28 protein-coding genes and 1 pseudogene are annotated in these 26,935 nt (G+C 47.9%); 12 read left to right on the forward strand and 17 right to left on the reverse strand.

Annotated features, from left to right (window positions below; all coding sequences use genetic code 11):
- From ACTHTK_RS09225 to cmk, 8 genes are all read right to left on the reverse strand, one after another.
- Positions 1–885 carry a helix-turn-helix domain-containing protein gene (locus ACTHTK_RS09225; RefSeq protein WP_107723145.1) on the reverse strand — a complete coding sequence of 295 codons (885 nt, stop codon included), beginning with the start codon at positions 883–885 and terminating at the stop codon, positions 1–3.
- Positions 886–1,641: a type IV pilus biogenesis/stability protein PilW gene (gene pilW / locus ACTHTK_RS09230; protein WP_003683469.1), complete on the reverse strand. Its 756-nt coding sequence runs from the start codon at positions 1,639–1,641 to the stop codon at positions 886–888.
- Positions 1,642–1,649: 8 nt separating this feature from the next.
- Positions 1,650–2,738, reverse strand: coding sequence for a 23S rRNA (adenine(2503)-C(2))-methyltransferase RlmN (gene rlmN, locus ACTHTK_RS09235; protein ID WP_107723146.1), 1,089 nt, complete (start codon positions 2,736–2,738; stop codon positions 1,650–1,652).
- Between the two features lie 168 nt (positions 2,739–2,906).
- Positions 2,907–3,332 carry a nucleoside-diphosphate kinase gene (ndk, locus tag ACTHTK_RS09240; RefSeq protein WP_107723147.1) on the reverse strand — a complete coding sequence of 142 codons (426 nt, stop codon included), beginning with the start codon at positions 3,330–3,332 and terminating at the stop codon, positions 2,907–2,909.
- A gap of 94 nt (positions 3,333–3,426) precedes the next feature.
- Positions 3,427–4,563 (reverse strand): cell division protein ZapE, encoded by a 1,137-nt coding sequence (zapE, locus tag ACTHTK_RS09245; protein WP_107723148.1) that lies wholly within the window; start codon positions 4,561–4,563, stop codon positions 3,427–3,429.
- A gap of 259 nt (positions 4,564–4,822) precedes the next feature.
- Positions 4,823–5,137, reverse strand: a complete 315-nt coding sequence (locus tag ACTHTK_RS09250; RefSeq protein ID WP_003678992.1) for an integration host factor subunit beta — start codon at positions 5,135–5,137, stop codon at positions 4,823–4,825.
- 10 nt (positions 5,138–5,147) lie between these two features.
- Positions 5,148–6,833, reverse strand: a complete 1,686-nt coding sequence (gene rpsA / locus ACTHTK_RS09255; protein ID WP_003678994.1) for a 30S ribosomal protein S1 — start codon at positions 6,831–6,833, stop codon at positions 5,148–5,150.
- A 154-nt stretch (positions 6,834–6,987) separates the two neighbouring features.
- Positions 6,988–7,647: a (d)CMP kinase gene (gene cmk, locus ACTHTK_RS09260; RefSeq protein WP_440378197.1), complete on the reverse strand. Its 660-nt coding sequence runs from the start codon at positions 7,645–7,647 to the stop codon at positions 6,988–6,990.
- Positions 7,648–7,863: 216 nt separating this feature from the next.
- Here cmk and ruvB point away from each other — a divergent pair, with 216 nt between their 5' ends.
- The 7 genes from ruvB (at position 7,864) to ACTHTK_RS09295 (ending at position 13,022) form a co-directional block, all read left to right on the forward strand.
- Positions 7,864–8,895, forward strand: a complete 1,032-nt coding sequence (ruvB, locus tag ACTHTK_RS09265; protein ID WP_039862144.1) for a Holliday junction branch migration DNA helicase RuvB — start codon at positions 7,864–7,866, stop codon at positions 8,893–8,895.
- A gap of 122 nt (positions 8,896–9,017) precedes the next feature.
- Positions 9,018–10,925: an ATP-binding cassette domain-containing protein gene (locus ACTHTK_RS09270; RefSeq protein WP_440378198.1), complete on the forward strand. Its 1,908-nt coding sequence runs from the start codon at positions 9,018–9,020 to the stop codon at positions 10,923–10,925.
- Between the two features lie 90 nt (positions 10,926–11,015).
- Positions 11,016–11,447 carry a type II toxin-antitoxin system RatA family toxin gene (locus ACTHTK_RS09275; RefSeq protein ID WP_003683270.1) on the forward strand — a complete coding sequence of 144 codons (432 nt, stop codon included), beginning with the start codon at positions 11,016–11,018 and terminating at the stop codon, positions 11,445–11,447.
- Entirely contained in the window at positions 11,440–11,712 is a 273-nt protein-coding gene (locus ACTHTK_RS09280) for an RnfH family protein (protein WP_107723152.1), read from the forward strand. The genes ACTHTK_RS09275 and ACTHTK_RS09280 overlap by 8 nt, the downstream gene beginning before the upstream one ends.
- A gap of 54 nt (positions 11,713–11,766) precedes the next feature.
- The gene (gene pth / locus ACTHTK_RS09285; protein ID WP_003683307.1) at positions 11,767–12,345 is read left to right on the forward strand and encodes an aminoacyl-tRNA hydrolase; all 579 of its coding nucleotides are present in this window, start codon (positions 11,767–11,769) and stop codon (positions 12,343–12,345) included.
- A gap of 102 nt (positions 12,346–12,447) precedes the next feature.
- On the forward strand, positions 12,448–12,657 hold the full coding sequence (locus ACTHTK_RS09290; protein ID WP_107723153.1) for a dioxygenase: 210 nt from the start codon (positions 12,448–12,450) through the stop codon (positions 12,655–12,657).
- Positions 12,654–13,022 (forward strand): VanZ family protein, encoded by a 369-nt coding sequence (locus tag ACTHTK_RS09295; protein WP_107723154.1) that lies wholly within the window; start codon positions 12,654–12,656, stop codon positions 13,020–13,022. Before ACTHTK_RS09290 ends, ACTHTK_RS09295 begins: the two co-directional genes overlap by 4 nt.
- A 112-nt stretch (positions 13,023–13,134) precedes the next feature.
- Here ACTHTK_RS09295 and ACTHTK_RS09300 read toward each other — a convergent pair whose 3' ends face one another.
- The 7 genes from ACTHTK_RS09300 to dapA form a co-directional block, all read right to left on the reverse strand.
- Positions 13,135–13,677: an opacity family porin gene (locus ACTHTK_RS09300; RefSeq protein WP_049344773.1), complete on the reverse strand. Its 543-nt coding sequence runs from the start codon at positions 13,675–13,677 to the stop codon at positions 13,135–13,137.
- A 135-nt stretch (positions 13,678–13,812) separates the two neighbouring features.
- Positions 13,813–14,988: a radical SAM family heme chaperone HemW gene (gene hemW, locus ACTHTK_RS09305; protein ID WP_107723155.1), complete on the reverse strand. Its 1,176-nt coding sequence runs from the start codon at positions 14,986–14,988 to the stop codon at positions 13,813–13,815.
- 96 nt (positions 14,989–15,084) lie between these two features.
- On the reverse strand, positions 15,085–15,447 hold the full coding sequence (locus ACTHTK_RS09310) for a thioredoxin family protein (RefSeq protein WP_107723156.1): 363 nt from the start codon (positions 15,445–15,447) through the stop codon (positions 15,085–15,087).
- Between the two features lie 53 nt (positions 15,448–15,500).
- The gene (rdgB, locus tag ACTHTK_RS09315; RefSeq protein WP_049344776.1) at positions 15,501–16,094 is read right to left on the reverse strand and encodes an RdgB/HAM1 family non-canonical purine NTP pyrophosphatase; all 594 of its coding nucleotides are present in this window, start codon (positions 16,092–16,094) and stop codon (positions 15,501–15,503) included.
- A 9-nt stretch (positions 16,095–16,103) separates the two neighbouring features.
- A complete protein-coding gene (locus ACTHTK_RS09320; RefSeq protein WP_049344841.1) occupies positions 16,104–16,334 on the reverse strand; it encodes an NGO_0222 family membrane protein in 231 nt (76 codons plus the stop codon).
- 122 nt (positions 16,335–16,456) lie between these two features.
- The gene (gene bamC, locus ACTHTK_RS09325) at positions 16,457–17,587 is read right to left on the reverse strand and encodes an outer membrane protein assembly factor BamC (RefSeq protein ID WP_440378199.1); all 1,131 of its coding nucleotides are present in this window, start codon (positions 17,585–17,587) and stop codon (positions 16,457–16,459) included.
- 81 nt (positions 17,588–17,668) lie between these two features.
- Positions 17,669–18,544, reverse strand: coding sequence for a 4-hydroxy-tetrahydrodipicolinate synthase (gene dapA, locus ACTHTK_RS09330; protein WP_049344778.1), 876 nt, complete (start codon positions 18,542–18,544; stop codon positions 17,669–17,671).
- Between the two features lie 336 nt (positions 18,545–18,880).
- Between dapA and ACTHTK_RS09335 the strand changes: the two genes are divergently transcribed.
- The 5 genes from ACTHTK_RS09335 (at position 18,881) to ACTHTK_RS09355 (ending at position 24,752) form a co-directional block, all read left to right on the forward strand.
- Positions 18,881–20,272 (forward strand): nucleobase:cation symporter-2 family protein, encoded by a 1,392-nt coding sequence (locus ACTHTK_RS09335; RefSeq protein WP_440378200.1) that lies wholly within the window; start codon positions 18,881–18,883, stop codon positions 20,270–20,272.
- A gap of 117 nt (positions 20,273–20,389) precedes the next feature.
- Positions 20,390–21,532: a THUMP domain-containing class I SAM-dependent RNA methyltransferase gene (locus tag ACTHTK_RS09340; RefSeq protein ID WP_440378201.1), complete on the forward strand. Its 1,143-nt coding sequence runs from the start codon at positions 20,390–20,392 to the stop codon at positions 21,530–21,532.
- Between the two features lie 287 nt (positions 21,533–21,819).
- On the forward strand, positions 21,820–22,356 hold the full coding sequence (gene nrdG, locus ACTHTK_RS09345) for an anaerobic ribonucleoside-triphosphate reductase activating protein (protein ID WP_440378202.1): 537 nt from the start codon (positions 21,820–21,822) through the stop codon (positions 22,354–22,356).
- A 34-nt stretch (positions 22,357–22,390) separates the two neighbouring features.
- Entirely contained in the window at positions 22,391–24,172 is a 1,782-nt protein-coding gene (gene nrdD, locus ACTHTK_RS09350) for an anaerobic ribonucleoside-triphosphate reductase (RefSeq protein ID WP_440378203.1), read from the forward strand.
- Positions 24,173–24,362: 190 nt separating this feature from the next.
- Positions 24,363–24,752, forward strand: coding sequence for a DUF5339 family protein (locus ACTHTK_RS09355; protein ID WP_049344783.1), 390 nt, complete (start codon positions 24,363–24,365; stop codon positions 24,750–24,752).
- 293 nt (positions 24,753–25,045) lie between these two features.
- On the opposite strand, the pseudogene ACTHTK_RS09360 reads toward ACTHTK_RS09355, so the two are convergent.
- Both ACTHTK_RS09360 and ACTHTK_RS09365 read right to left on the reverse strand, forming a co-directional pair.
- Positions 25,046–25,575 (reverse strand): annotated as a pseudogene (locus ACTHTK_RS09360) (REP-associated tyrosine transposase).
- 262 nt (positions 25,576–25,837) lie between these two features.
- On the reverse strand, positions 25,838–26,698 hold the full coding sequence (locus ACTHTK_RS09365) for a DUF4393 domain-containing protein (protein ID WP_440378204.1): 861 nt from the start codon (positions 26,696–26,698) through the stop codon (positions 25,838–25,840).
- Between the last annotated feature and the right edge of the window lie 237 nt (positions 26,699–26,935).

A 26,935-nucleotide genomic window follows, 5' to 3' on the forward strand; every position in this document is an offset into this window, starting at 1 on the left:
TTAGTTTTTTCCTGCAACAAAAGAGGCGGATTTTTCACCGGCAACACGGTATTTCAAAGGTTCGATAGGTGTGCCGCCGTAATTGGCTTCCGAGCCGGCTGCAATACCGATCCAAACATTGTAAGGCGCGCCGCCTCTCAGACGTTGTTCGCTTCCGGCCGGAACGATACGGCTGAATACTACTTTTCCATCTTTGTCTGTAATAATCAGATTGCTTCGGTATTGGACTTTAATCCAAAGTTCGTCTTTCTCAACTTTGACGGCAGGCTTCTCATCTTGTACGACGGCGGAAGCTGCTGAGGTTGCTTGATCATTGGCCGTTTCAGGCTTATTGGTGATTTCTTTTTTGCCGTCTTCCGTCATTTCGCTAACGGCAACATTATCCGTTTTTAAGGCAGGCGTTTTCATCGTATCAGCAACATCTTTGCTGTTTTGAATATTTGCCTGCTCGTTTTCAAAACTGGATTTGCTTTGCCAAAAGTAAACACCGCCTACAGCCAAAGCCAATGCGGTTACTCCCAATATCCATTTGGGGAAGCCTTGCTTTTCAGTGTCTTTGTAGCTTAAGCCTGTGTTGGCACTGCGTGTTACCGCGTATACATGGTCTTCAAGTTGCGGAGTAATGGAGAGTAAATGTTTGGCGATGGTTTGTTCATCGATTTTCAGAAATCGTGCATATGAACGCAGATAGCCTGAAACAAAGACTAAACCGGGAAAGCCTGAATATTCCCCTTTTTCCAAAGCATCAATTTGTTCGGCAGATAGTTTCAAACGTGAAGCAACATCTTGAATATCGATTTTGGCATCAGTTCTGTGTTTGCGTAATTCATCCCCCAATGTTTTGGCGGCTTGTGTGTCGTAGTTGATTTTATCGTTATTTTCCATTTAGTGGCCTGTTGTGACGGTTTGTAGTTCGTCTGAATATGGGAAGTTTGCCCTAAGTTGGGCTTCGTATTCGTATGCGGCGTGTTTATTGCCCAAGGCGGTAGCCAAACGCCAGCCTAAGAGCAAATCGTCAGCCTGCAGGACATCGACTTTACTTTGGTATTGGCGGAAATAATAGTCGGCATCGTTGAGATTGCCTGCCATCATTTTGGTTCGGGCAAGTTCTTTGAAAGCAGGGAAGAATTGCGGATTCGCTGCTAAAGACCTTTCCAAATAGGCTTGGGCTAAAGAGTATTGGCCTAACCTTGCGCTGCAAATGCCTTTATTCATGTTGGCAATAAAGGGGCTCGGGTAGGTCGGGTCGGCCAGTGCTTTATCAAAATAAGCCATAGATTCGGCAGGTGCATTCATTTGATTGCATAAGAACCAACCGTAATTGTTGTTAACTTCAGCACTATCCGGTTTTAAAGACAATGCTTTAAGAAAGCTTTCCTGAGCTTTATCGCGGACTTTCAGATACTGATAAATTTCAGCGCGTACCAACCAAGCAATATCGTTTTTTGAATTGAATTTAAGCGCCTCTTCGATACTTTCGGTAGCTTGGCGATAGTTTTGGCCGCGCATATATTCTACGGCAAGCTGGGTTTTGATATTGGAAACCTGAATGGCACGTTCTTTGGGGCTTGGTCCGGAAGAGGATGCGCAGGCAGAAAGAGTCAGTGCGGTAAGTAAAGCGAATCCGAACTTGATTTTCATAATTAACCTTATTGTTCGACCAAAATTTGTTGCCATTTTTGTTGGCGGCGTGTTTTATCTTGTACTTGTCCGGCCAATTGTCCGCAAGCGGCATCAATATCGTCGCCGCGGGTTTTGCGGACAGTAACGACAAAGCCGGCTTGTTGCAGAATATCGCGGAAGATACGGATATTTTCATTGGTAGAACGTTCGTAGCCGGAATTTGGGAAAGGATTGAACGGAATCAGATTGAATTTGCAGGGTACGTCTTTAACCAATTCAATCAATTCACGCGCATGTTGTGCTTTATCGTTGATACCGTCGAGCATAACGTATTCAAAGGTAATAAAGTCACGGGGTGCTTTGACCAAATAACGTTGACAGGCCGCCATCAATTCTTTGAGCGGGTATTTTTTGTTGAGGGGAACAATCTGATCGCGCACTTCATCGTTGGATGCGTGTAAAGATACAGCCAAAGCAACAGGCATTGCATCACGCAGTCTGTCCATTTGTGGAACCATGCCCGAAGTGGAAACAGTCACGCGGCGACGGCTCAAGCCGTAGCCGTGATCATCCAGCATAATGCTCAAAGCAGTAACAACATTGTCAAAGTTTGCCATGGGTTCGCCCATGCCCATCATCACAACATTGGAGATAACGCGTTCATTTTTAGGGGTAACGCCCATGGCTTTATTGGCCCACCAAAGCTGACCGATGATTTCAGCGGCAGTCAGGTTGCGGTTGAAACCTTGTCGTCCGGTAGAGCAGAAGGTGCATTCCAATGCACAACCAACTTGGGAAGAGATACACAAAGTACCGCGGTCAGCCTCGGGAATGAAAACGGTTTCTACACCGTTGCCCGTGCCGACATCCAGCAACCATTTGCGTGTGCCATCAGTAGATTCTTGTGCCATCATTAATTTAGGCACCTCGATTGTGGCTTGTTCATTCAATTTGGCCCGCAATGATTTGGCCAAGTCAGTCATTTCTTCAAAGTTTTGTGCACCCGCTTGATGCATCCAACGCATTACCTGCTTGGCACGAAAAGGTTTTTCGCCCATTTCAGCAAAGTGTTGCGTCAGTCCGTTTAAATCGTAGTTCAGTAGATTGGTTTTCATGTATTTTTATGTTTCTCAGTAAAGCTTTTAAAGCAAAGGGGCTTATTGGGCAGCTTTGCTTTAAAAGCCTTTGGGTTTTCAGACGGCCTTTAATTTGTAGGATATACAAAGCAGTTTTGCCGTCCGATATGAATCGGACGGCCGTAAAGCGGCTACAGGCTTTTACTCTTAGCGTGGGCAGATTTCGCTTTGGCTGAAGAAGTAAGCAATTTCAATCGCAGCATTTTCAACGCTGTCAGAACCATGTACGGCATTAACACTGACAGATTCTGCAAAGTCGGCACGGATTGTACCCGGAGCTGCATCGGCTGGATTGGTTGCGCCCATCAATTCACGATTTTTTGCAACGGCGTTTTCACCTTCCAACACTTGAATCATGACAGGATTGCGTGTCATGAATTTAACCAAGTCTTCATAAAAAGGGCGGTCTTTGTGTACGGCATAAAACTCTTTCGCTTCACGATCAGAGAGATGTTTCATTTTCGCCGCAATAATGCGCAAGCCGTTTTCTTCAAAGCGGCTGTAAATCTTGCCGATGACGTTTTTTTCTACTGCATCGGGTTTGATGATGGAAATCGTACGTTCGATGGCCATGTTATGTCCTTGTTTTTATTGGTAGGTAAGTTGTCGCAGCCAAGAGGCGAGGGAAGTGTATTCTACCAAATTTCGCCCCTTTTGGGGAAAGGCATTATTTGCTTAAAGTCAGGTGTGGTTGTTCCAAATAGACTTCAGATTGCATTTCGATCATACGGCTGGCTGTACGGGTAAATTCTTCGGCGAAATCGCCTTCAACGTAAATATCGTTTACGCCAACTGTGCTGGTAGCGCACAGCTTCACACGGAAATCGTATAAAACGTCAATTAACCATGTCAGGCGGCGTGCTTCTGCTTTTTCTTGAGGGGTTAGGCGCTCTAATCCTGAAAGGAAAACCATCTCGTAATGTTCGGCTAAATACAGATAGTCAGCTTGTGAGCGCGGGCCAAAACATAATGCGCGGAAATCAAACCAGATGGCACGTTCTGACTGGGCTTTATGGGGAATTTCCCGTCCATGAATAATGCTGATGCCTGGGTTTAATTCAGAGATTCCGCTCATTTCTTTAAATAAAGCAGCCAGTTTTTGCTCGTTCTCTTCATTATTGGGGACAAAGAAAATTTCGGCAGGACGCAGCGTACGCAAGCGGTAATCTTCGCCTCCATCTACATTTAAAACGGTCAGGTTGGACTCGATAAGGGCGATGGTTGGCAGAAAACTGCTGCGGTTTTGGCCTTGAGGATAGAGTTCGGATGGGGCGTAGTTGGAAGTGGCTACCAAGACTACACCTTCACTCAACAGGTTTTCCAGCAAACGGCCTAGAATCATGGCATCTGCAATATCGCTGACATGAAACTCGTCAAAACATAATACGCGTGTTTCTTTGGCAATTTCTGTTGCAACGGCTTTTAAGGGATTGGCTTCGCTTTTTAAGACTTTCAGTCGTTGATGAATTTCGGCCATAAAGGCATGGAAATGCACGCGGCGCTTACGGCGATAAGGGAGGCAGCCAAAAAAAGCATCCATCAGGAAACTTTTACCGCGTCCTACGCCGCCATAAAAATAGAGTCCTTTTGGTACTTGGGGGGAGCGTAGGCTGCGGCCGAGAAAACGGTTGCGTTTGCGTTTGAACATCATCAACTCGGTCCACAAGCGATCCAAATATTCAATGGCTCGTGCTTGTGCTTCGTCACGGATAAAGTTGGGCTGTTCGGCTGCAGCTTGATACCAAGTCAATGGGCTGTGGTTTTCAAATGGAGGTGGTGTGAATAGTTGATCTCTATTGCTCATGTGTAACCTTTATTATGCTTTACTGGCGATAGTCGAAACATCATCCGCAATAGTTTGGACAGTAGTTGGAATGATGTTTTCATTACAGAATAGTCGGTCTATTATAAATGATTTCAGACGGCCTGCGTTTTTTGCAAAGGCTTTGTTGTCAATATAGTTGGAAAAGTGTGCGATTAAGGTATGCGTAAAAAGAGCTGGCTTTGGTATTTCTTGAAAAAACAAAAAACGCCGCATTTCTGCGGCGTTTTGCTACTAAGTATTAATGAGCACTTTCTTGCAATGCCAAGTCTACACGCTCACGCAACTCTTTACCCGGTTTGAAGTGAGGAACATGCTTTTCTGGCACTTCCACGCGTTCGCCGGTTTTGGGGTTGCGCCCGATACGGGCAGGGCGGTGGTTCAAGTCGAAGCTGCCGAAGCCGCGGATTTCGATACGTTGTCCACGAGCCAGTGAGCGGGTCATGGTATCAACCAAGACTTTTACACTGTATTCGACATCTTTAGCCAGCAGTTGGTTGCCATTTTTTTCGGCAAACACTTCTGCAAGGCGAACCATCAATTCAGACTTCGTCATGTCTGCAACCTTATTCTTGGTCGCCGGACAGTTTGGCTTTCAGCAAGTCGCCCAGGCTGGTAGTACCGGCATTGGCAGTCGCAGCAGCGTTAACTGAATTCAGCGCTTCGCGGTTTTCTTTAGCGTCTTTCGCTTTAACAGACAGGCGGATGCTGCGGTTTTTGCGGTCAACGGTAACGATAACGGCTTCAACTTCGTCGCCTTCTTTCAGTTTGGTAGTCAGGTCTTCAACGCGGTCAGCAGCGAATTCAGAAGCAGGCAGGTAGCCTTCAACTTCTTCAGACAGAGCAACTACGGCACCTTTGGCGTCAACAGATTTCACAGAACCTTTAACCAAAGAACCTTTGTCGTTTACGCTGATGAAGTTGCCGAACGGATCACCTTCCAGTTGTTTGATACCCAAAGAGATGCGTTCTTTTTCAACGTCGATTGCCAATACAACGGCTTCAACTTCTTCGCCTTTTTTGTATTTGCGTACAGCTTCTTCGCCGGCTTCAGTCCAAGACAGGTCAGACAAGTGAACCAGGCCGTCGATGCCGCCAGGCAGACCTACGAATACGCCGAAGTCAGTGATAGATTTAACTGCGCCGGAGATTTTGTCGCCTTTGTTGTGGTTGGCAGCAAACTCTTCCCAAGGGTTAGCTTGGCATTGTTTCATACCCAAAGAGATACGGCGGCGGTCTTCGTCGATTTCCAGGATCATTACTTCAACTTCGTCACCCAGTTGAACAACTTTGCTTGGGTGTACGTTTTTGTTGGTCCAATCCATTTCGGAAACGTGTACCAAACCTTCGATGCCTTGTTCGATTTCAACGAATGCACCGTAGTCGGTCAGGTTGGATACTTTACCGAACAGGCGGGTACCTTGTGGATAACGACGGGTCAGGCCGCTCCAAGGATCTTCGCCCAGTTGTTTCATACCCAGGGAAACGCGTTGTTTGTCTTGGTCGAATTTCAGGACTTTAGCTTCTACTTCTTGACCAACTTCCAAAACTTCGCTTGGGTGTTTCACACGGCGCCATGCCAAGTCGGTGATGTGCAACAGACCGTCGATGCCGCCCAAGTCAACGAACGCACCGTAATCGGTGATGTTTTTAACGATACCTTTGATAACTGAACCTTCTTGCAGGTTTTCCAGCAAGGCTTTGCGTTCTTCGCCCAAAGTAGCTTCCAGAACAGCGCGGCGGGACACAACAACGTTGTTGCGTTTTTTGTCCAGTTTGATCACTTTGAATTCAATTTCTTTGCCTTCGAAGTGAGAAGTGTCTTTTACAGGACGTACGTCAACCAAAGAACCCGGCAGGAATGCGCGGATGCTGTTGATCATAACAGTCAGACCACCTTTGACTTTGCCATTGATAACGCCGGACAGGATGTCGCCGTTTTCCATAGCTTCTTCCAAAGCGATCCAGTCGGCAGCGCGTTTGGCTTTTTCGCGGGACAGTTTGGTTTCGCCGAAGCCGTTTTCAACAGATTCGATGGTAACGGTAACGAAATCGCCAACTTTAACTTCAATCTCGCCCTGAGCGTTTTTGAATTCAGCAACATCAATCAGAGATTCTGATTTCAGACCTGCGTTAACGGTAACGAAGTTTTGATCGATGCCGACTACTTCGGCAGTAATCACTTCACCTGGGTTCATTTCTTGCAGGGTAAAGCTTTCTTCCAGCAGCTGGGCAAAATTTTCCATAGTCATATATACTCTTTTCGGTACACCGCCAAGGGGTGCGGGTTAGGTTTGAAATGACCTGCCGTCCTTGGCGCGGCAGGTTGGGAAATGTTTTCAGACGGCCTTGTTATAGGACTAAAAGGCCGTCTGAAATGAAAACTTCGCGATTATACTCCAAATTTTAAACTTTATGATACCAATCAAGCACTTTTTTTACAGCTTCTTCGATAGAAAGGTTATCGGTATCTAAAAGCAGGGCGTCGGGCAGCTGTTTCAACGGAGCAACAGGGCGGCGGCGGTCTGCTTCGTCGCGTGCTTCAATGTCTGACAAAATACGCTCGAATGCAACGCCTTCGCATGGGATACCGAGTTGTTTTGCACGACGTTGGGCGCGGACATAGGCACTTGCGGTCAGGAAAATTTTTAATGCGGCATCGGGGAAAATAACCGAGCCGATATCGCGGCCGTCGGCGACCAAACCTTTTTCGGTTAGGAAGTCGCGTTGGCGCTGCAAAAGGGCTGTGCGCACTTTAGGCAACTGCGCGACGGCAGATGCGCCCATACCGATCGCTTCGGTACGGATTTGCTCGGATACATCTTCGCCGTTCAATAATACGACGCTGCCTTCAAATTGTGCGGGCAAGGTTTCTGCCAGTGTGCTGACGGCATCTTCATCTGTCCAGGCAATATTTTGTTTTTGTGCGTAAAGCGCGGTCAGGCGGTAAAGCGCACCGGAGTCGAGGTAAAGAAAACCCAAGGCTTCGGCTACGCGTGAGGCAACCGTCCCTTTGCCGGATGCGCTGGGGCCGTCGATGGCGATGACTTTTTGCTTGAGGCTCATGTGTTCTCCTGAATGCGATAGGTATTTGAATTAGCCGTTTATTATACGTTGCTTTGGCCGTCTGAAAACGAAAATTTTTGTGTGATTTAGATTTGAGGGGAAAGTGGCTCGGCCTTATCGGGTATAATGGCCAAAATCATAATTTAACCGCTTTATCTGATTGTTCGGGCCATCTGAAATAACGGGTCGGGAACGGTCTTAGAATTTAGAAACATTATGTTACAAACCGATAATCTTACTTCTGCACAACCTCAGCGCATTATCACTGCTCAAAATATTTCCGCTCAGGAAGAATTGCTTGAACGCGCTTTACGTCCGAAAACTTTAGACGACTATATCGGGCAGGATAAAGCAAAAGAGCAGTTGGCTATTTTTATCCAGGCGGCGAAAAAACGTGGCGAAGCGCTTGACCACACTTTGCTGTTTGGCCCTCCGGGTTTGGGCAAAACTACTTTGGCACACATTATCGCCAAAGAGTTAGGCGTTAATTTGCGCCAAACCAGCGGCCCGGTTTTGGAACGTGCCGGCGACCTTGCAGCCTTGTTGACCAATCTCGAGCCGCATGATGTGCTGTTTATTGATGAAATCCACCGTTTAAGCCCCGTGGTTGAAGAAATCCTTTATCCTGCGCTTGAAGATTATCAGTTGGACATCATGATAGGCGAGGGGCCGGCCGCGCGTTCGGTCAAAATCGATTTGCCGCCGTTTACATTGGTAGGCGCGACGACCCGTGCCGGTATGCTGACCAATCCTTTGCGCGACCGTTTTGGTATCGTGTCCCGATTAGAGTTTTATCAGAATAAAGATTTGGCAACTATTGTTGCCCGTTCTGCACAGTTGTTGCAGTTGGATATGGGCGACGAGGGCGCAATGGAAGTGGCCAAGCGCAGCCGCGGTACGCCACGTATTGCCAACCGCCTTTTGCGACGTGTACGCGATTATGCCGATGTGAAAAACAACGGCGTCATTGATGCGGAAATTGCCGATGCGGCTTTGAGTATGCTGGATGTGGATGGGCAAGGTTTGGATGTGATGGACAGGAAATTCCTTGAGGCGATTCTGCATAAATTCAGCGGCGGTCCTGTCGGTTTGGAAAACGTGGCTGCTGCGATTGGCGAATCGACCGATACCATCGAAGATGTGATTGAGCCTTATCTGATTCAGCAGGGCTTTTTGCAGCGTACACCGCGCGGACGCGTAGCAACCGAACGAGCCTATCTGCATTTTGGCTTGAAGGTTCAAGAATAATAATGAAGGCCGTCTGAAAACTGCTTTCAGACGGCCTGATACTTTCAATTTCATATGATTGTCGGCAAATATCTGCCGATAATCGGTTAAAATGTCCCCCTTTTCTTTTTTGAAGTTTCCCCATGAATATCTTATCCGTAGAAAATGCTTCTTTTGCCGTCGGCCACGTCGCCTTGCTCGACAAAACTTCTTTTCAACTAGACAGCGGCGAGAAAATCGGTTTAATCGGCCGCAACGGTGCGGGTAAGTCTTCGTTTTTAAAAATTCTTGCAGGCGTACAAAAGCTCGACGACGGGCAGATTATTGTTCAAAACAATCTCAAAATCGTTTATGTACCGCAGGAATCCTTTTTTGATAAGGACGCAACCGTATTTGATACTGTTGCCGAAGGTTTGGGCGAAATTCGCGATTTATTGCGCCGTTATCATCATGTCAGCCATAAGTTGGAAAATGGTTCTAGTGAGACTTTGTTGAAAGAGCTCAACGAATTGCAGCTTGAAATCGAAGCGAAGGATGGCTGGAAACTGGATGCGGCAGTCAAGCAGACTTTGGGGGAACTCGGTTTGCCGGAAAACGAAAAAATCGGCAACCTCTCCGGCGGTCAGAAAAAGCGTGTTGCCTTGGCTCAGGCCTGGGTGCAGAAGCCCGACGTATTGCTGCTTGACGAACCGACCAACCATTTGGACATCGACGCGATTATCTGGCTGGAAAACCTGCTCAAAGCGTTTGAAGGCAGCTTGGTTGTGATTACCCACGACCGTCGTTTTTTGGACAATATCGCCACGCGCATCGTCGAACTAGACCGCGGCATTTTGCGCTCCTATCCCGGCTCGTTCTCCAAATACAGCGAGAAAAAATCGCAGGAATTGGCGGTTGAGGCGGAACATAACCGCCTCTTCGACAAATTCCACGCGCAGGAAGAAGCGTGGATACGCAAAGGCATCGAAGCGCGCCGTACCCGCAACGAAGGCCGCGTGCGCCGTTTGGAAGAACTGCGCCGTCAGCGTGCCGAACGCCGAAACGTGCAAGGGCAGGTCAACTTCAAGCTCGACAGCGGTGAGAAAAGCGGCAAAATCATCGCCGAATTGGAACACGCCTCGTTTGCCTATGGCGACAAAGTCATCATGGACAAATTCTCCGCCATCTTGCAGCGCGGCGACAAAATCGGCCTAATCGGCCCCAACGGTATCGGCAAAACCACCTTCCTCAAGCTGATTTTGGGCGAATTGCAGCCGACCTACGGCAGAATCCGTATTGGCAGCAAGCAGGAAGTTGCTTATTTCGACCAGTTCCGCAGCGCGTTGAACGAAAACGACACTGTGTTTTACACGCTCGGCCAAGGCAACGATTACGTCGAAGTCGGCGGTAAGAAAAAGCATGTGATGAGCTATTTGGAAGATTTTCTGTTCCATCCAGCCCGTGCACAAAGTCCTGTTTCATCGCTCTCCGGCGGCGAACGCAACCGTCTTCTGCTGGCGAAACTCTTTACCCGTCCTGCTAATATTTTGGTTTTGGACGAACCGACCAACGACTTGGACATCGACACCCAAGAGCTGCTTGAAGATTTGCTGCGTGATTATCAAGGCACGGTATTCCTTGTCTCGCATGACCGTATGTTCTTGGATAATGTGATTACCCAAAGCATTGTTTTCGAAGGACAAGGCCGTCTGAAAGAATACATCGGCGGCTATCAGGACTATATCGACGCAAAATCGCGGGAAGATAAAATTCAGACGGCCTCTGCGCCTAAAGCGGTTGCCGAGCCTGAGAAAGTCAAACCCAAAGCCAACCGCACAGTCAAACTTTCCTATAAAGAACAGCGCGAACTCGATGCCCTGCCTGATGAAATCGCCGCTTTGGAAACCGAACAGGCTGAAATCAATACCCAGCTTTCCGATCCTGAAATTTTCAAAGATTACGAAAAAGCAGGTGCGTTACAAAGTAGGGCTGAAGAAATTGAGATGCTGCTTTTGGAAAAGCTGGAGCGCTGGGAATGGCTGGAAGCGAAACAAAATGGCGAAGCGGTTTAAATTAGGAATTTTGTCCCAAAGTAGGGCAGATATTTTTCTAAATCATGCCGTCTAAAACCCGAATATTCAAAAACAAGGTCTACAACCAACATGAAAAAAGTCGAGAAAAACGTATTGGTGCTGCATAGCGCTAAGGAAATGTTTGAGCTGGTGGACAAAGTTGAGGACTATCCAAAATTTTTGCCGTGGTACAGCAAGACCGAAGTCATAGAACGCAAAGGCAATGAGCTAAAAGCGCGCCTGTTTATGGACTATATGCGCGTCAAGCAGTCGTTTGCGACGCATAACCACAATATACCGGGGCAGGAAATCCGCATGGATTTGCTCGAAGGGCCGTTTAAAACCCTGCGCGGCACTTGGAAATTTATCGACTTGGGCGATGATATGTGCAAAGTCGAATTCAGATTAGAATACGATTTCTCCAATGCCGTACTCTCTGCCATGATTTCCCCAGTGTTCGGCCATCTTGCCGGTACGCTGGTAGATGCTTTTATTAAAGAGGCCGATCGCCGCTATGCTTGAGATTGAAATTGTTTACGGACTGGCCGACAGGCAAGTGTTGAAGGGCATGACCGTTGCCGAAGGTACAACCGTACGCGAAGCTGCCCTGCAAAGCGGTTTGGAGGTGGAGTTCCCAGAGTTGGATTTGCAGCAAGCGCCTTTGGGTATTTTCGGCAAGGCCGTGAAAGACGAGACAGCGTTGCGCGATGGCGATCGGATTGAGGTTTATCGTCCATTGTTGATTGATCCGAAAGAAGCGAGACGTAAACGCGCAGGGCAAGAATAAATCGAAGGCCGTCTGAAATTTTTTCAGACGGCCTGTCAAACTGAAAGAACAGTAATGAGCTTGAAAATTAAATTAATCGTCGGTTTGGGCAATCCAGGCCAAGAATACGAACAAACGCGCCACAATGTCGGCTTTTGGCTGTTGGACGAGCTGGCGTGGAAATGGAAAGTCAATTTTAAAGACGAAAAGAAATTTTACGGTGAAGTAGCGCGCGCCACTACGCCTGATGGCGATGTTTGGCTGCTCAAACCCATGACCTTTATGAACCGCTCCGGTCAGGCCGTTGCCGCTTTGGCTCAGTTTTACAAAATCAAGCCGGAGGAAATCTTGGTGGTTCATGACGAGCTGGATATTCCATGCGGCCGTATCAAATTCAAACTTGGCGGCGGCAACGGCGGACACAACGGCCTCAAAGATATTCAGGCTCGTTTGGGTACGCCTAATTTCTACCGCCTGCGCTTGGGCATTGATCATCCTGGCGACCGTAATCTGGTTGTCGGTTATGTGTTGAATAAACCGTCAGCGGAACACAGACAGCAAATTGATGATTCCATCGCCAAATCCCTGCAAGGATTGCCGGCCGTGTTGAATGGCGAATGGGAAGAAGCAACACGTTTTTTACACAGTAAGTAAGCGTACCCAAATCAAACGAGTAGCCTTGCACATCATGTTCAGACGGTCTGAAAACAGATAATGTGCCTGAATAGCGATAATCCAATTAAAGAAACAGTAAATATGAACGAACTGACCAGCCTTATGCAGACCGAAGCCCCAGGGATTGTTGGCGAGACATTAGACTTCTGCCTTTACGAATGCAGTATTGAAGATGCCCCGGATGCAGAAGAAGTGGCACAATGGCGTGATATTTTGAAGGCTCGAGGTGGGAAATTTGTCCGCTTGGCAGGTATTTGCCAAACATGGTTGGATGAAGAGGCCGACAAATGAAAGCCTTACCATTAAACAAATTCACTGCCGCTGCCTTGATTTGGTTTGCCGCCGCCATTTATGCCTTGCTTTTCAAAGAGGGCGGCAATAGCGCTCCACCATTTCCCCATTTTGATAAAGTCGGCCATTTCGGGCTGTTCTTCGGTCAGGCATGGTTGTGTGCAAAAATATTTATTCAAGACAATAGGACTATTCCCTATAAAGGCATTCTGTTTGCCGCTTTATTGTTTGCCATAGGAAGCGAGCTGGCTCAGGCATTTCTGACTGCTACGCGCCAAGGTTCGATCGCGGACGGCATTGCCGATATGGCAGGTACGGCTGCGGCACTGTGGTTTGCAGAAAAAATAAAAGCAGCAAAAAGTTAGATATATTTAAAGAAGTTAAAAGGCCGTCTGAAATCCTGAGGAACAGGTTTCAGACGGCCTTTTGTTACTGGATATTTGAAGCAATGATTGCTTCATACCAAGTATTCAAATATTAGAATTTTACGCGTACACCGGCAGATACTTCGTGGGAATGGAGCTTAACGTTATTGATCTTGCTCCAGTGGTTATAGCGATAGCCTGCATCCAGTGCTACATTTTGAGTTACATCATAACTTACACCAGCCATTGCACCTACGCCAATTTTAGTATCCTTACGTTCAGCTGTTTGTTCGGCTGTTTGATATTTATGAGTAGAGTGGTTAAGACCCAGGCGAACACCTACATAAGGTTTTACAGGAGCTTGCAGGTCAAAATCATAAATAGCAGATACACCGGCACTGTGATATTTAGCCTCAGCATATACCGAAGGTACATTAATCTTTGCAGATTTATAATGCGTATAGTCGGCAGCAACACGGAAATCGCCGAAATCGTAGCCTGCAGAAATACGAGGGCTAAAGCCTTTAATTGATGCGCCACCCAGTTTTACAGTAGCATGACCAGCATCAGCCTGAACATAAAAACCTTTGGTTTCATCAGCCAATGCAAATGCAGGCAGGGAAAGAGCAATCAGTGTTACCAGAACTTTTTTCATTGTTTTGTCCTTAATGTAGGATTAGGAGTAGTGGATAATCGCCGGGATTGTTCATTCCCAACAATTATTCTGATTGTATTTTCTTGTGGAAAATTAAGCAAATCTAAAAATGTGTCAGCTGTTGTAAAATCGCACTTATAAAAAACACTGTAACAAATCGTTTAAGAACAAACAGCCTTGTTCGGTCGGGCGGAACACGGTCGGGTCTGATTCAAGCAGGCCTTTTTGTCTGGTGGTTTCGATTTGAGCCATGATTTTTGCAGTGGGGACGCCGGTACGTTCCTGCAACATTGCAGCAGGTACGCCGTCGGTCAGGCGCAGGGCGTTCATCATGAACTCGAATGGAAGGTCTTCAGCAGCAACAGTTTTGCGTTCAACTGCTTCATGCGGATTGCTTTGTATGGCGGCAAGATAGTCGTTGGGATGACGACGGCGGACGGTGCGTTCGATATGGTCAGGATAGGAGATTTTGCCGTGTGCGCCCGCACCTATACCCAAGTAATCGCCGAACTGCCAATAGTTCAAATTATGGCGGCACTGCATACCAGGTTTTGCAAAAGCCGATGTTTCATAGTGAATAAAGCCTGCGCCTTCCAATGCACCGTGTACGGCATCTTCAATATCCAATGCTGCTTCATCTTGCGGCAATCCTTTTGGCGGCGTATGACCGAAAGGCGTGTTCGGTTCCATGGTCAGATGATATGCGCTGATATGCGATACGCCTGTTGCGATAGCCGTTTGCACATCGTTTAAGGCCGTCTGAACGGTTTGGTTTGGTAGGGCATACATCAAATCGATATTAACTTTTTCAAATAATTTCAAGGCAGTATCAATGGCTGTCAGGGCTTCTTTGCCGTTGTGAACGCGTCCCAATCGAGTAAGCATATCGTCATTAAAACTCTGTACGCCGATAGACAGGCGCGTAATACCTGCGTCTTTAAATCCTTGAAACTTCTCAATTTCAAATGTGCCCGGATTGGCTTCCAAAGTAATTTCCGCTTCGGGGTGCAAACGCACTAATGAACGCACGCCGCTTAACAAGCGGTCAATTGATTTCGCTTGAAATAGGCTGGGTGTGCCGCCACCGAAGAATATGGTTTCCACAGGTCTGCCCCAAATATTGGGCAATTCAAGTTGCAAGTCGGTTAATAGGGCATCGATATAGGCTTCTTCCGGCAGGCCGTTTTTCAGGCTGTGGGAATTGAAGTCGCAATACGGGCATTTTTTGATGCACCAAGGAATATGGATATAGAGTGATAAAGGAGGCAGGGCGGTTAGCTGGCCGGGACGTTGGAAGGTGATTTGGGTCATGATATGTGTTGAGGCTCGAGGCCGTCTGAAATTTTTAGGGCCTTATTTTAACTGAAATGTCGGCCGGGAAAATAATCAGTAGGAAATTTGCGCAGTCTAAGCGCTCAAAAAAGCTTCTATTTCTTCTTCTGATAATTTGGAATCGCAGACGGATTTTATTTTGCCTTGTGAGATGTTGAGTAATGCGGGAACAGTTTTGATGCCGTGTTGTTCACGAAAAGTTTTTAAAGCTGCTTTGTTGCTGCTGTCTGTAAAGCGGATAGTAAGCTGCTTGTTTATGGAAACAGTAAACAGTTTTGCAACAAAACGGCGACAGTATGAACAACTTGGTTTGCCTAGAAAGACGATAGCAGTTTCTTGACTATCAATGAGTTGAAGAAGTTCGTCAGGTGTGGTTGGGATGAAGGCAGCAACGTGTTTTGCAAAGGCTGCCAATTCTTCAGGTGTGGGCTTGGGCATGGGAGTGAATGTGAGGTAAGCCGTCTGAAGGTTTCAGACGGCCTGTTATCGATTTATAAGGATTCAATTTTTCTTAACAATTCACGCAATGCTTGGGCGCGGTGGCTTTCGGCATTTTTGATTTCAGGACCAAGCTCGGCGGCGGTGCAACCATGTTCGGCCAGATAGAAATGCGGGTCGTAGCCGAAGCCGTTTGTACCTGCGGCTTCTGCCTGCCATTGTCCGTGCCAGATGCCTTCGGCGATGATGGGTTGCGGGTCGTTTTCGTGGCGGACGAGGACGAGCACGCAGACGTAGTAACAGCTTTTATCGTCTTTATCGGCAAGATCGGCAGACAGTTTGGCGTTGTTTGCGGCATCGGATTTGGGGTTTTCGCCTGCATAACGGGCGGAGAAAATGCCGGGTGCGCCGTTTAAGGCGTTGGTGCAGATGCCGGAATCGTCGGCAAGTGCCGGTAAGCCGCTATATTTGGCGGCATGACGTGCTTTAGCCAGGGCATTTTCAACAAAGGTATGGTACGGCTCGGGACATTCGGGCGTATTGAACTGCGATTGTGGCAGGACTTCGATGTTTAAGTCGGCGAAGAGGCGGGAAAATTCTTTGAGTTTGCCTGAGTTGCCACTGGCAAGGACGATTTTTTCAAACATGGTTTTTCCTTAATGGTTTTCGGTTTGCTGCATACGAGCCATTTGTGCGTGTGCTTTGTGGCGGATGTAAAGGGCAAGGCTGCCGATTTGGGCAAAAACGGTGGCAAAGGCAAACAGAAAGGCGGCAACGGCAAATTGTTTGCTGTGAATGCTCAGAAGATAAGCGCCCAACAGAATCAGTACGATAAACATCAGGGTAAACAGGGCGGTCAGGAGCAGATAGGCTTTTTGTCGGGTCATGGCAGCTTGGGGGAGGGGGAAAAATGTTCTGATTATAACGTCAGATTGGGAATTTGAAACCATGCCGTATCCGTTAAAAAGGCCGTCTGAATATTTCAGACGGCCTTAAGTCGAATAACGGATTAACGTAATTCTGTGTGCAGGCGGCTCAACAATGTGGAGGCATCGCTGCCTTTGTATGGGCTGCCGTCTTTGTTCAACAGATGGAGGCGTGCGCCATTGTTGATAGGCTCAACATACACGATGATTTCAGGATACGTTTTTGGTGCTTCTGCTTTGCCTTTGCCAAATACGCGTTTGAACAGGCCTGGTTTTTTATTGGCAACTGCTTCGCCTTCGGTTGGCGCTTGTTGAACCAAGAAGGCGCGGCGTTCGGCATTTTGACCGATAACAGTCAGGCCGATGCGGTCAAGCGCAAGGGCGGTACGGCGCCAGTTGCGGCCGTAATCGCCTGCCAGCAACAGAGTGCCATTGTCCACACGGGCTAACTCAGAAGCATTGCTGCGGGCGGCAACGCTTTGGGTCAGAGCCTGTTCGGCTTGTTGGCCGTCAACGCCCAAGTATTGCATAAAGCGGGCGAGGAATGCGGCTTCGAGGTTAGGGTCGCTCTCGCTTGGCTGCCACATGGTGGTGTCTTTTTTACGGTCGGCATAAACTTCTTTCATGCCTTTGTGGGCGAAGAAGATGTCGGTCGAACCGTTTTTACCTTGTTCGATGCGAATGATGAACTTGTCGCGTTCGCTGGTAGAGTAGATACCGCCCAAGCCGACTTTGTCCAACAGACGGCGCAGGCTGTCTTGAGGGATTTTGGCTCGGTTTTCAGCCCACTCGGTTTCCATTTGGCCGATGGCCGGCTCTTCAGATTTGATGTCGAAACCGTTTTCTTGCCAGAACACTTTCAGCAACGGCCAAATTTCGCGAGGCGATTTGCCATCGACAACCAACCAGCGTTGGTTGCCGTCACGCTCAAGGCGTACGCCTTTAACGGATTTCAAAACTTCTGCATTGGCAGGTTGTTGTACAGCTTGAGTGCGGCGTTTGTTGAAATCGCTGGCACGGATGGCGCCGCTGCCTGCCGGTAATTGATAGAGGTTGCCTTGGTCTGGGTTGTTCAAATCAGGTGGTACTTCCAGTTTGACCAAGCGGTGTGATTGACTTTGATAGTCGAGTTTGGGTTGTTCTTTTTTGCTGCCGGAACAGGCAGTCATGCTAATCAGGGCGAGGGCTACTACGATGGGTTTGATATAGGTCATCTTGTTTTCCTGTGGATGAAGTTCTTAACAGGGAAGCCGTCTGAAAAGGGTGTTTGGAATTCAGACGGCCTTATTTCCGGATCAGATTTGTCCTGATTTTTCCAGAGCGGCTCGGACTTTGGCTTGACCGGCTTCGGTCAGTGCTACCAAAGGCAGACGAACATGGGGTTCGCATTTGCCCAATAAGCTCAGGCCCCATTTGGGCGCGGCCGGGCTGGGCTCGCAGAACATGGTGTTATAAATTGGGATAAGTTGCTCGTTTAGACGACGGGCGGTCGCAATATCGCCCTCAAGGGCGGCTCGGCACATGTCGGCAAAGAGTTTCGGTGCAACGTTGGCTGCGACGGTTACCACGCCATGACCACCACACAGCATAAAAGGCAGGCCGGTAGGGTCATCACCGGATAAAACGGCAAAACTTTCAGGAACGCTGTTGATCAATTCGATGTTGTTGCCGATATTGCCGCTGGCTTCTTTCACGCCGACGATATTCGGAATCTCGGCCAAACGCAAAATAGTGTCGTTGCTCATGCTGACGACGGTACGGCCGGGAACATTATAGATAATCATCGGAATCGAAGTGGCTTCGGCGATGGCTTTGAAATGTTGGTAAATGCCTTCTTGCGAAGGTTTGTTGTAGTAGGGAACAACAGATAAGGTGTAGTCCGCACCGGCTTGCTCGGCGGCTTTGGAAAGGGCGATGGCTTCGACAGTATTGTTGGCGCCTGTACCGGCGATAACGGGAATGCGCTTGTTGACGTGTTTGACGGTGGCTTCAATAACGGCCAAATGTTCTTCGACAGGCAGAGTGGCTGACTCGCCGGTGGTGCCGACTGCGACGATGCCGTCGGTGCCGTTTTCAATGTGCCAGTCGATTAAGTCATGAAGTTGTTCGTAGTTGATGCTGCCGTCTTGATTCATCGGGGTAATCAGGGCAACCAGACTGCCTTTTAACATACGGAAACCTTTAATTTTATAGTGTAGGTGGATTATTCATCGGATTGTAGCTTACTTTGTTGTTTGTGTGAAACATATCCGCTATGAGGCTTTGCTGTTTAATGGTGACTTGTCATTATCTTAATGAATAATACATTTTTAAATCATTGGTTTGTTTGTTTTTAGGTAGAAAAATGATGTCAAGAATTAAAATGTGTTAAGGCGGTTTGAGGCCGTCTGAAAACGGCTGGGCGGAACTTTCAGACGGCCTGATGGTTTTGAATTTGCTGATACATTTCAAATTGGTTAAAATACGCATCTTAATATTTTTTAACGATTCTTGAGAGAAGGTTCAACATGGCCGGAATGACTGAAAAACAGGCGGAATCGCTTGATTTGGTTTATGGTTTGGAAGACAAGCCGCCGTTTGGGAATGCGTTGTTGAGTGCGGTTACGCACCTTCTGGCGATTTTTGTTCCGATGATTACTCCGGCACTGATTGTCGGTGGGGCATTGGAGCTGCCGGTTGAAATGACAGCTTATTTGGTGTCGATGGCGATGGTGGCTTCCGGTGTCGGCACTTATTTGCAGGTTAACCGTTTCGGAGCGGTCGGTTCGGGTATGTTGTCGATTCAGTCGGTTAACTTCTCTTTTGTTACCGTGATGATTGCGCTCGGTACCGGTATGAAAGAGGGCGGATTGACTGAAGATGTGATGATTTCAACGCTCTTGGGCGTGTCCTTTGTCGGCGCGTTTTTGGTGTGCTTCTCCGCTTGGCTTTTGCCTTATTTGAAAAAAGTGATTACGCCGACTGTAAGCGGCGTGGTCGTCATGTTGATCGGCTTGAGCTTGGTGCATGTCGGCATTACCGATTTCGGCGGCGGCTTCGGTGCGAAAGCAGACGGCACGTTCGGTTCGATGGAAAACTTGGGTCTGGCATCGCTGGTGTTGCTGATTGTATTGGTTTTCAACTGCTTGAAAAATCCATTGCTGCGCATGAGCGGCATCGCGGTGGGTTTGATTGTCGGTTATATTGTTGCGCTGTTTTTGGGCAAAGTAGATTTTTCCGCCCTGCAAAACCTGCCGCTGATTACCCTGCCTGTTCCGTTTAAATATGGTTTCGCATTTGATTGGCACGCGTTTATCGTTGCCGGTGCGATTTTCTTGTTGAGCGTATTTGAAGCGGTAGGCGATTTGACGGCGACTGCGATGGTCTCCGAGCAGCCGATCGAGGGTGAAGAATACACTAAACGCCTGCGCGGCGGCGTATTGGCAGATGGTTTGGTGTCTGTGATTGCGACTGCGTTGGGCTCTTTGCCTTTGACCACTTTTGCGCAAAATAACGGCGTGATTCAAATGACCGGCGTGGCTTCGCGTCATGTGGGCAAATATATTGCGGCGATTTTGGTATTGTTGGGCTTGTTTCCTGTTATCGGCCGTGCGTTTACCACGATTCCGAGTCCGGTTTTGGGTGGCACGATGGTGTTGATGTTTGGTCTGATTGCGATTGCCGGTGTGCGGATTTTGGTCAGCCACGGTATTCGCCGTCGTGAAGCGGTTATCGCGGCGACTTCTGTCGGTTTGGGTTTGGGCGTGGCGTTTGAGCCGGAAGTGTTCAAAAACCTGCCGGTATTGTTCCAAAACTCAATTTCTGCCGGCGGTATTATGGCGGTATTGTTGAACTTGGTTTTGCCGGAGGATAAAACCGATAAAGCGGTTAAGGTGGAAACCGACAGTTTGGATCACTAAGCAAGCTTTGTTCAAAGGCCGTCTGAAGTTTCAGACGGCCTTTTGGTTTTTCGGCTATAATATTGTTTTTATTTGTTATCCGAGTGGTTCGGATAGCTCTACCCGGAAAGGTTTTATATGACGGTTTATTCACTTTTTATCACTTGTCCTCGCGGTTTGGAAGCGCCTTTAACGCAGGAACTCGAAAGCATGGCATGTCAGGATATCCGCGCTGTTGACGGCGGTGTGGCATGTAAAGGCACGATGGAGCAGGTGTATCGCATCAACCTGCATTCGCGCGTTGCTAGCCGCGTTTTGCTGCGTTTGACCAAAGGCGGTTATCGCAACGAACACGATATCTACAAACTCGCACGAAATCTGCATTGGACAGGTTGGTTTAAGCTGGAGCAGACCTTTAAAGTCAAAGTCGAAGGCAAGCGTGCCAATGTGAAAAGCTTGGATTTTGTCGGTTTGAAAATCAAAGATGCCGTCTGCGATGCCTTCCGCGATATTTATGATGCGCGCCCGAGCGTGGGTAAAATCAACCCCGATATCCGCATTCATGCCTTTATCGATGAGCGCAACGTGGAAATCTTTATCGATACTTCCGGCGAAGCACTCTTCAAACGCGGCTATCGTCAGGATACCGGTGAAGCGCCATTGAGGGAAAATTTGGCGGCAGGTTTGCTGCTTTTGGCAGGTTACAACGGTACGCAGCCTTTCCAAGACCCGTTTTGCGGCAGCGGCACGATTGCCATTGAGGCTGCATGGATTGCGACACACCGTGCGCCGGGCTTGATGCGCCGTTTCGGTTTTGAAAAACTGCAAAACTTCGACAAAGACAAATGGCAAGCCCTGCGCCGTGAGGCTGAAAAACAAATCAAACCGGCCGCCGCGCCAATTTCCGGCAGCGACAACGACCGTTATATGATTCGTGCCGCATTGGCCAATGCCCAAGCCGCCGAAGTGGATAATTTCATCCGCTTTGACGTGCAAGATGCGCAGGCTGCGCGACCGAACGGCGAACACGGCATTATGATTTCCAATCCGCCTTATGGCGTGCGCCTTGCCGAAATTCAGGCTTTACAGGCGCTTTATCCGCAACTGGGCACATGGTTGAAACAGCATTACGCAGGCTGGCTTGCCGGAATGTTGACCGGCGATCGCGATATGCCGAAATTTATGCGCCTTTCTCCGAAGCGTAAGATTCCGCTGTTCAATGGCAACTTGGATTGCCGATTGTTTTTGATGGATATGGTTAAAGGCTCGAATCGGGGGTAAAACCTGAAATTAAGGCCGTCTGAAAGATGATTTCAGACGGCCTTTTTTGATTTGTTAAAACCGTCTTTGTTATAACGGAGTTTGCTTTTCTTTTTTTATATTAATGCACTGAAATTGTTTTCAGACGGCCTTTATCAAGGGAGCCGTGTAGATGTGATTATTGAAATTTACAATCTATCAAATTATAAAAAGCTATTAAAAAATAAAGATGGATTGTTAAATAAAATACCATATTTAGTAGTATTGTGTTTTAATGCACACCATATCTTGTGTTTTATGGCATTGCAATGTGCGGTTTGAAATTTACAATCGAGCAAATTGTATGGCAGGAAGTACCGGGCGAAGTGTCGCTGGCATTTCTGTTTTCCGGTTGCCCGCTGCGCTGCAAGGGTTGCCATAGTGCCGATACATGGAAAGAGGGCATCGGCACGGAATTGACCGAGGATTATTTAAAAGGCCGTCTGAAACGCTATCGCGGGCTGATTAGCTGCGTGTTGTTTATGGGCGGGGAATGGCAGCCGGAAGCCTTGCAGAAAATGCTGGCCATTGTGACACAGGTGGGTTTGAAAGCCTGCTTGTACACCGGTTTGGAGCGTGAGGAGTTGGAGGCGGTTTCAGACGGCATCCTGCCTTATCTGACGTATCTGAAAACCGGCCGCTGGCAGATGGAGCTGGGCGGCTTGGACAGCCCGACAACCAATCAGAAATTTATCGATTTGCGCACGGGCGAGGTGTTGAACCGCTTGTTTATCAAAGACAAACCCGCGCCCAAAATCATCCCGATTACGACTCAGCCGCAGGCAGCGGCTTTTCAGACGGCCTGAGGCTTTTTATCCAACCCACACAGGAGGAATTAACATGATTCGGCTGCATCCCGAACAGTTAAACGGCAAACTGCAATTCATGCACGACTACATCAGCGCGCAAAACGCGGCGGACGGCTCGAAAATGGACGCCAACGCCAATGTTACCCAGAAAAACATCGCCACGATGGAAGCGGAAATCATGAAAGACTTTTTCGTGCAGATTAACCGCGCCCAAGTGTCGCGCAAAATCGCCGAAATTTTCGACCAATCCGTCGCCGACGAATACATCCGCCAGATTGAGGCGCACGAGATTTATGTCCACGACGAAACCAGCCTCAAGCCTTATTGTGTGTCGGTTACGCTGTATCCCTTCCTACTCGACGGGTTAAGCAAACTCGGCGGCGAATCCAAGGCGCCGCAACATCTGGCTTCGTTTTGCGGTTCGTTTATCAACCTGGTGTTTGCCATCAGCGCGCAGTTTGCCGGTGCAGTGGCGACGGTGGAGTTTCTGACCTATTTCGACTACTTCGCCCGCAAAGACTACGGCGACGATTATTTGGAAACCCACGGCAAAGAAATCGCCAACCACATGCAGCAGGTGGTATACAGCATCAACCAGCCCGCCGCCGCGCGCGGCTATCAGAGCGTATTCTGGAATATTTCCGTTTACGATCAATACTATTTTGATGCGATGTTCGGCGATTTCGTCTTCCCCGATTTCAGCAAACCGGTGTGGGCGAGTGTGGCGAAGCTGCAAAACTTCTTCCTCAAATGGTTCAATCAGGAGCGCACCAAAGCCGTTTTGACTTTCCCTGTCGTGACCGCTGCGATGCTGACCGACGGCGGTAAATGCAAAGACACCGTGTTCGCCGACGAAATGGCGAAAGAGTTGGCGGAAGGCAATTCCTTCTTTGTTTATCTTTCCGACAATCCGGACTCGTTGGCTTCCTGCTGCCGCCTGCGTAACGCCATCGAAGACCGAACCTTCAGCTACACTCTCGGCGCGGGCGGCGTAGCGACCGGTTCCATCAACGTCATCACCATCAATATGAACCGATTGGAGCAAGACGGGCGCGACCTTGCCGCCGAAGTGGCCAAAATCCACAAATACCAATACGCCTACCGCAAACTGATGGAAGAATACCAAGCCGCCGGAATGCTGCCCGTTTACGATGCAGGCTTCATCACGCTGGACAAACAGTTCCTCACCATTGGCATCAACGGCATGGCGGAAGCCGCCGAATCGCAAGGCATCAAAGTCGGCTACAACGACGACTACATCGACTTCGTCCAAGGTCGTCTGAAAACCATATTCGAAGCCAACCAAGCCGCCAGCAAACATTACGGCGTGAAGTTCAACACCGAGTTCGTTCCCGCCGAAAACCTCGGTGTGAAAAACGCCAAATGGGACAAAGCCGACGGCTACAAAGTCAGCCGCGAATGCTACAACTCCTATTTCTACGTCGTCGAAGACGAAGAAATCAACGCGCTCGACAAATTCCTGCTGCACGGCAAAGAACTGGTGGACTGGCTCGACGGCGGCTCCGCGCTGCACCTGAACCTCGACGAAGCCCTGCCTGAATCCGGCTACCGCTCGTTATTGGACATCGCCGCACAAACTGGCTGCAACTACTTCTGCGTGAACGTGCGCATCACCATCTGCAACGAATGCGGCCATATCGATAAACGTACCCTGCACGCTTGTTCTGCATGCGGTTCGCACGACATCGACTACGGCACCCGCGTCATCGGCTATCTGAAACGCGTATCTGCATTCAGTAGCGGACGGCGCAAAGAACACGCGCTCAGACATTATCACCGTAAAGCGGCGTAATCGTTAAAAAAGGATTACTTACAAAAGCGAAGGCCATCTGAAATTTCAGACGGCCTTTAGGATGTTTGGATAGACTGATTCTTTCAATGATATGATTTTAATTAAATTAAACAACAATACTTGACACTTTAATATAATGAATTAACATATAATATCCTTTAACTCAAACTCGAAAAAAAGCGAGAGACATATGAAAACATCAGCTTTATTAGCAGCTTTATTGGCAGCCCTGTCCCTGTCAGCATGCGGCGGCGGTTCAGGCTCATCTTCTTCTGCCGTTTGTGACGAGTACGAAAAAGCATTTGCCGAAGCAACTAAAGACGTAGATGCCGCAACCAAAGACATGATGCAAAAATCTTTCGAACAAACTAAAGAAGCACTGAAAAACCTGCCGGCAGACCAACGCGATGCAACTTGTAAAACTTCTTTGGACGCTTTGAAAGGCGTTCCGGCTGCAGAAACTCCTGAAGAAAAAGCCGAAGAAGCCAAAGATGCTGCTGAAGAGGCTAAAGAAGACGCAAAAGACGCAGCGGAAGATGCCAAAGAAGCTGCTGAAGATGCTAAAGAAGAAGCTAAATAATATAAATAGCTTTATTGAAAAACGGATTCCAATAATTTGGAATCCGTTTTTTGTTGTGTGAGTTAGGGTAGTTATTTTAGATAAAGCTTTTTCAGTTTTCAGACGGCCATTTCTCATGCCATCTGAAAGCGTTAGTTTTAACTAAGTTGAAATTTACAACAGCAAGCCGTCAATCAAGCAACCGAGTGCGTGCGTACCGCACACACCCTACGCGATGGTTTTGAAGTTCCTCATGATTCATGGGTAGGGTGTGTGGCGCCGCCACGCACGCGGTCGGTGGTTTTTTATAGCATTTACTCCCCAAAATTCATTACCTCCGTTTCTTTTGTGCCGCCCCAATCTAACGGCAGCCATCCATTCCGCACATAACGGTGAAACGACGAAAACGCCCAATCGCGGACATTGCCGCATAATCCATGTTTGACGGGATTGAAATGGATGTAGTTCGCGCAACGTTGCAAATCCGTTTCGTCGCGCACGGTGTGTTCGTAAAAACGCCGTTGCCAAATACCGCGTTCATGCCGCCGCTGTTTGCTGGCAGACAGGTTTTCGGCATGAGGGAAATGTGCGGAGAATTTGGTTTTAATCAGCCGCCAGGCAGGGAATAATCCGCATCGTCGGGCGGCAGCGTCCAAATGGCGTGAATGTGGTTCGGCAGTACGCATACGGCGACGGTTTCAAAGGGATATTGTTTTTGCACATTCATATAAGCCGCACGCAATAAGTCGATATGTTCGACAAGCAGGCGCGATTTTGGGTTGGCGAGTTTGACGGTGAAAAAGAATGTGCCGCCGGCAATGAAGTTTCTGCGATAACGCGCCATAGGATTTTTGTTTGTGGTTTGGGTGTAGGAGAAGGAATGGTTTGTTGTTTAAGGTTTTAACTTCGTTGGAGCTGATGTTTTCAGACGACATTGGAGGCCGTCTGAAATGTTGAAACGGCAAACCGTCAATCAAGCAACCGCGAGCGTGAGTACCGTATACACCCTGCGCGTTAGTTTTGAAGTTCCGTGCAATTCACAGGTAGGGTGTGTGGCGCAGCCACGCACGCGGTTGGTTGGGTATGCAGGCTACGGCTCGCTGATATTAAGATAAAATGCCGATTGCTTGAGCGAATTTTTTTCCGAATTCAGTTATCACAAATAGTCCTTTATCCAATTCAAGTTTGACTTCTGGCTCTTTATCTTTTAACTCTTTAATTATTCTCTCTCCATAAGAATATAATATATCGTCAGTCCAGTACTTTTCAAATGATATTTCTACTAATTTTAGACGTTCCCAGTTCTCAATGGTATTTATCTCAATATTAGTTAATGGTGAAGGTAATAAATTTTGAAGAAATATTTTATAGTGTCCTTTATTATTCGTAATGAGTTTAATATTACAAATTGGAATATTAGAAATATTATGTAATGAAAAAATTTCTTTTAAATAACGAGCATCAGTGGCGCTAAGTTGTTTTAAAACTTCAACATATGCAGGATGTGTTATATTTTCCTTTGTTTTATCAACTGTGTTAGCTATAAGATTCTCGTACATTTCTCTTAAATCAGGTTCCTCTTGAGCATAAACTAGACTTTCGGTGGCATTAGCCAAAGTTGGTAATGAATCAAGTTTTATATTCTTTTCTCCAATATTTGAAATCTTTTCTCCAAGAGATTTCGATACTTCTGGATTTAATGATGCTAGATTTTCTCCAATTCTCGATCTGCCTCGAATAAATGGGGAGATAGTCTTAAACAGCAGATTTATTCCGAAGTTTTTTAAAATTGCTGCTTTTTCTTTACTATCTGCTTCGTATTCTCCTGCACGTTGCAATCTACTGTCAGGACTTGACTGCAGAGCATGAATTTCCTCTACACTGTCAGGTTTAACAATTTCGGAAGTCGTTTTTATCATATTCAAACCTTGATCTATTGTTGTTTCTACATCATCTAAATTTTTCATAATCTTCATTCTATCAGTGTTTGTTTAATTTTGGAGTTATAACACCACTTTCAAATACTTCCCAGTATAACTCCCCTTAACCTTCACCACCTGCTCCGGACTACCTTGGGCAATACTCCTCCCCCCCCCCGCGCCCCCCGCCGCCCCCCCCACCCCCCCACCCCCCCCCCCCCCCCCCCCCCCCCCCCCCCCCCCCCCCCCGCCCCCCCCCCCCCCCCCCCCCCCCCCCCCCCCCCC

Source organism: Neisseria sp. P0006.S009 (assembly GCF_051962915.1).
Classification (GTDB): domain Bacteria; phylum Pseudomonadota; class Gammaproteobacteria; order Burkholderiales; family Neisseriaceae; genus Neisseria; species Neisseria subflava_E.

What these genes read in the sequence shown, in the direction of transcription:
- ACTHTK_RS09225 (WP_107723145.1), bottom strand. Translation starts at nt 885, where the DNA reads ATGGAAAATAACGATAAAATCAACTACGACACACAAGCCGCCAAAACA.
- pilW (WP_003683469.1), bottom strand. Translation starts at nt 1,641, where the DNA reads ATGAAAATCAAGTTCGGATTCGCTTTACTTACCGCACTGACTCTTTCT.
- rlmN (WP_107723146.1), bottom strand. Translation starts at nt 2,738, where the DNA reads ATGAAAACCAATCTACTGAACTACGATTTAAACGGACTGACGCAACAC.
- ndk (WP_107723147.1), bottom strand. Translation starts at nt 3,332, where the DNA reads ATGGCCATCGAACGTACGATTTCCATCATCAAACCCGATGCAGTAGAA.
- zapE (WP_107723148.1), bottom strand. Translation starts at nt 4,563, where the DNA reads ATGAGCAATAGAGATCAACTATTCACACCACCTCCATTTGAAAACCAC.
- ACTHTK_RS09250 (WP_003678992.1), bottom strand. Translation starts at nt 5,137, where the DNA reads ATGACGAAGTCTGAATTGATGGTTCGCCTTGCAGAAGTGTTTGCCGAA.
- rpsA (WP_003678994.1), bottom strand. Translation starts at nt 6,833, where the DNA reads ATGACTATGGAAAATTTTGCCCAGCTGCTGGAAGAAAGCTTTACCCTG.
- cmk (WP_440378197.1), bottom strand. Translation starts at nt 7,647, where the DNA reads ATGAGCCTCAAGCAAAAAGTCATCGCCATCGACGGCCCCAGCGCATCC.
- ruvB (WP_039862144.1), top strand. Translation starts at nt 7,864, where the DNA reads ATGTTACAAACCGATAATCTTACTTCTGCACAACCTCAGCGCATTATC.
- ACTHTK_RS09270 (WP_440378198.1), top strand. Translation starts at nt 9,018, where the DNA reads ATGAATATCTTATCCGTAGAAAATGCTTCTTTTGCCGTCGGCCACGTC.
- ACTHTK_RS09275 (WP_003683270.1), top strand. Translation starts at nt 11,016, where the DNA reads ATGAAAAAAGTCGAGAAAAACGTATTGGTGCTGCATAGCGCTAAGGAA.
- ACTHTK_RS09280 (WP_107723152.1), top strand. Translation starts at nt 11,440, where the DNA reads ATGCTTGAGATTGAAATTGTTTACGGACTGGCCGACAGGCAAGTGTTG.
- pth (WP_003683307.1), top strand. Translation starts at nt 11,767, where the DNA reads ATGAGCTTGAAAATTAAATTAATCGTCGGTTTGGGCAATCCAGGCCAA.
- ACTHTK_RS09290 (WP_107723153.1), top strand. Translation starts at nt 12,448, where the DNA reads ATGAACGAACTGACCAGCCTTATGCAGACCGAAGCCCCAGGGATTGTT.
- ACTHTK_RS09295 (WP_107723154.1), top strand. Translation starts at nt 12,654, where the DNA reads ATGAAAGCCTTACCATTAAACAAATTCACTGCCGCTGCCTTGATTTGG.
- ACTHTK_RS09300 (WP_049344773.1), bottom strand. Translation starts at nt 13,677, where the DNA reads ATGAAAAAAGTTCTGGTAACACTGATTGCTCTTTCCCTGCCTGCATTT.
- hemW (WP_107723155.1), bottom strand. Translation starts at nt 14,988, where the DNA reads ATGACCCAAATCACCTTCCAACGTCCCGGCCAGCTAACCGCCCTGCCT.
- ACTHTK_RS09310 (WP_107723156.1), bottom strand. Translation starts at nt 15,447, where the DNA reads ATGCCCAAGCCCACACCTGAAGAATTGGCAGCCTTTGCAAAACACGTT.
- rdgB (WP_049344776.1), bottom strand. Translation starts at nt 16,094, where the DNA reads ATGTTTGAAAAAATCGTCCTTGCCAGTGGCAACTCAGGCAAACTCAAA.
- ACTHTK_RS09320 (WP_049344841.1), bottom strand. Translation starts at nt 16,334, where the DNA reads ATGACCCGACAAAAAGCCTATCTGCTCCTGACCGCCCTGTTTACCCTG.
- bamC (WP_440378199.1), bottom strand. Translation starts at nt 17,587, where the DNA reads ATGACCTATATCAAACCCATCGTAGTAGCCCTCGCCCTGATTAGCATG.
- dapA (WP_049344778.1), bottom strand. Translation starts at nt 18,544, where the DNA reads ATGTTAAAAGGCAGTCTGGTTGCCCTGATTACCCCGATGAATCAAGAC.
- ACTHTK_RS09335 (WP_440378200.1), top strand. Translation starts at nt 18,881, where the DNA reads ATGGCCGGAATGACTGAAAAACAGGCGGAATCGCTTGATTTGGTTTAT.
- ACTHTK_RS09340 (WP_440378201.1), top strand. Translation starts at nt 20,390, where the DNA reads ATGACGGTTTATTCACTTTTTATCACTTGTCCTCGCGGTTTGGAAGCG.
- nrdG (WP_440378202.1), top strand. Translation starts at nt 21,820, where the DNA reads ATGTGCGGTTTGAAATTTACAATCGAGCAAATTGTATGGCAGGAAGTA.
- nrdD (WP_440378203.1), top strand. Translation starts at nt 22,391, where the DNA reads ATGATTCGGCTGCATCCCGAACAGTTAAACGGCAAACTGCAATTCATG.
- ACTHTK_RS09355 (WP_049344783.1), top strand. Translation starts at nt 24,363, where the DNA reads ATGAAAACATCAGCTTTATTAGCAGCTTTATTGGCAGCCCTGTCCCTG.
- ACTHTK_RS09365 (WP_440378204.1), bottom strand. Translation starts at nt 26,698, where the DNA reads ATGAAAAATTTAGATGATGTAGAAACAACAATAGATCAAGGTTTGAAT.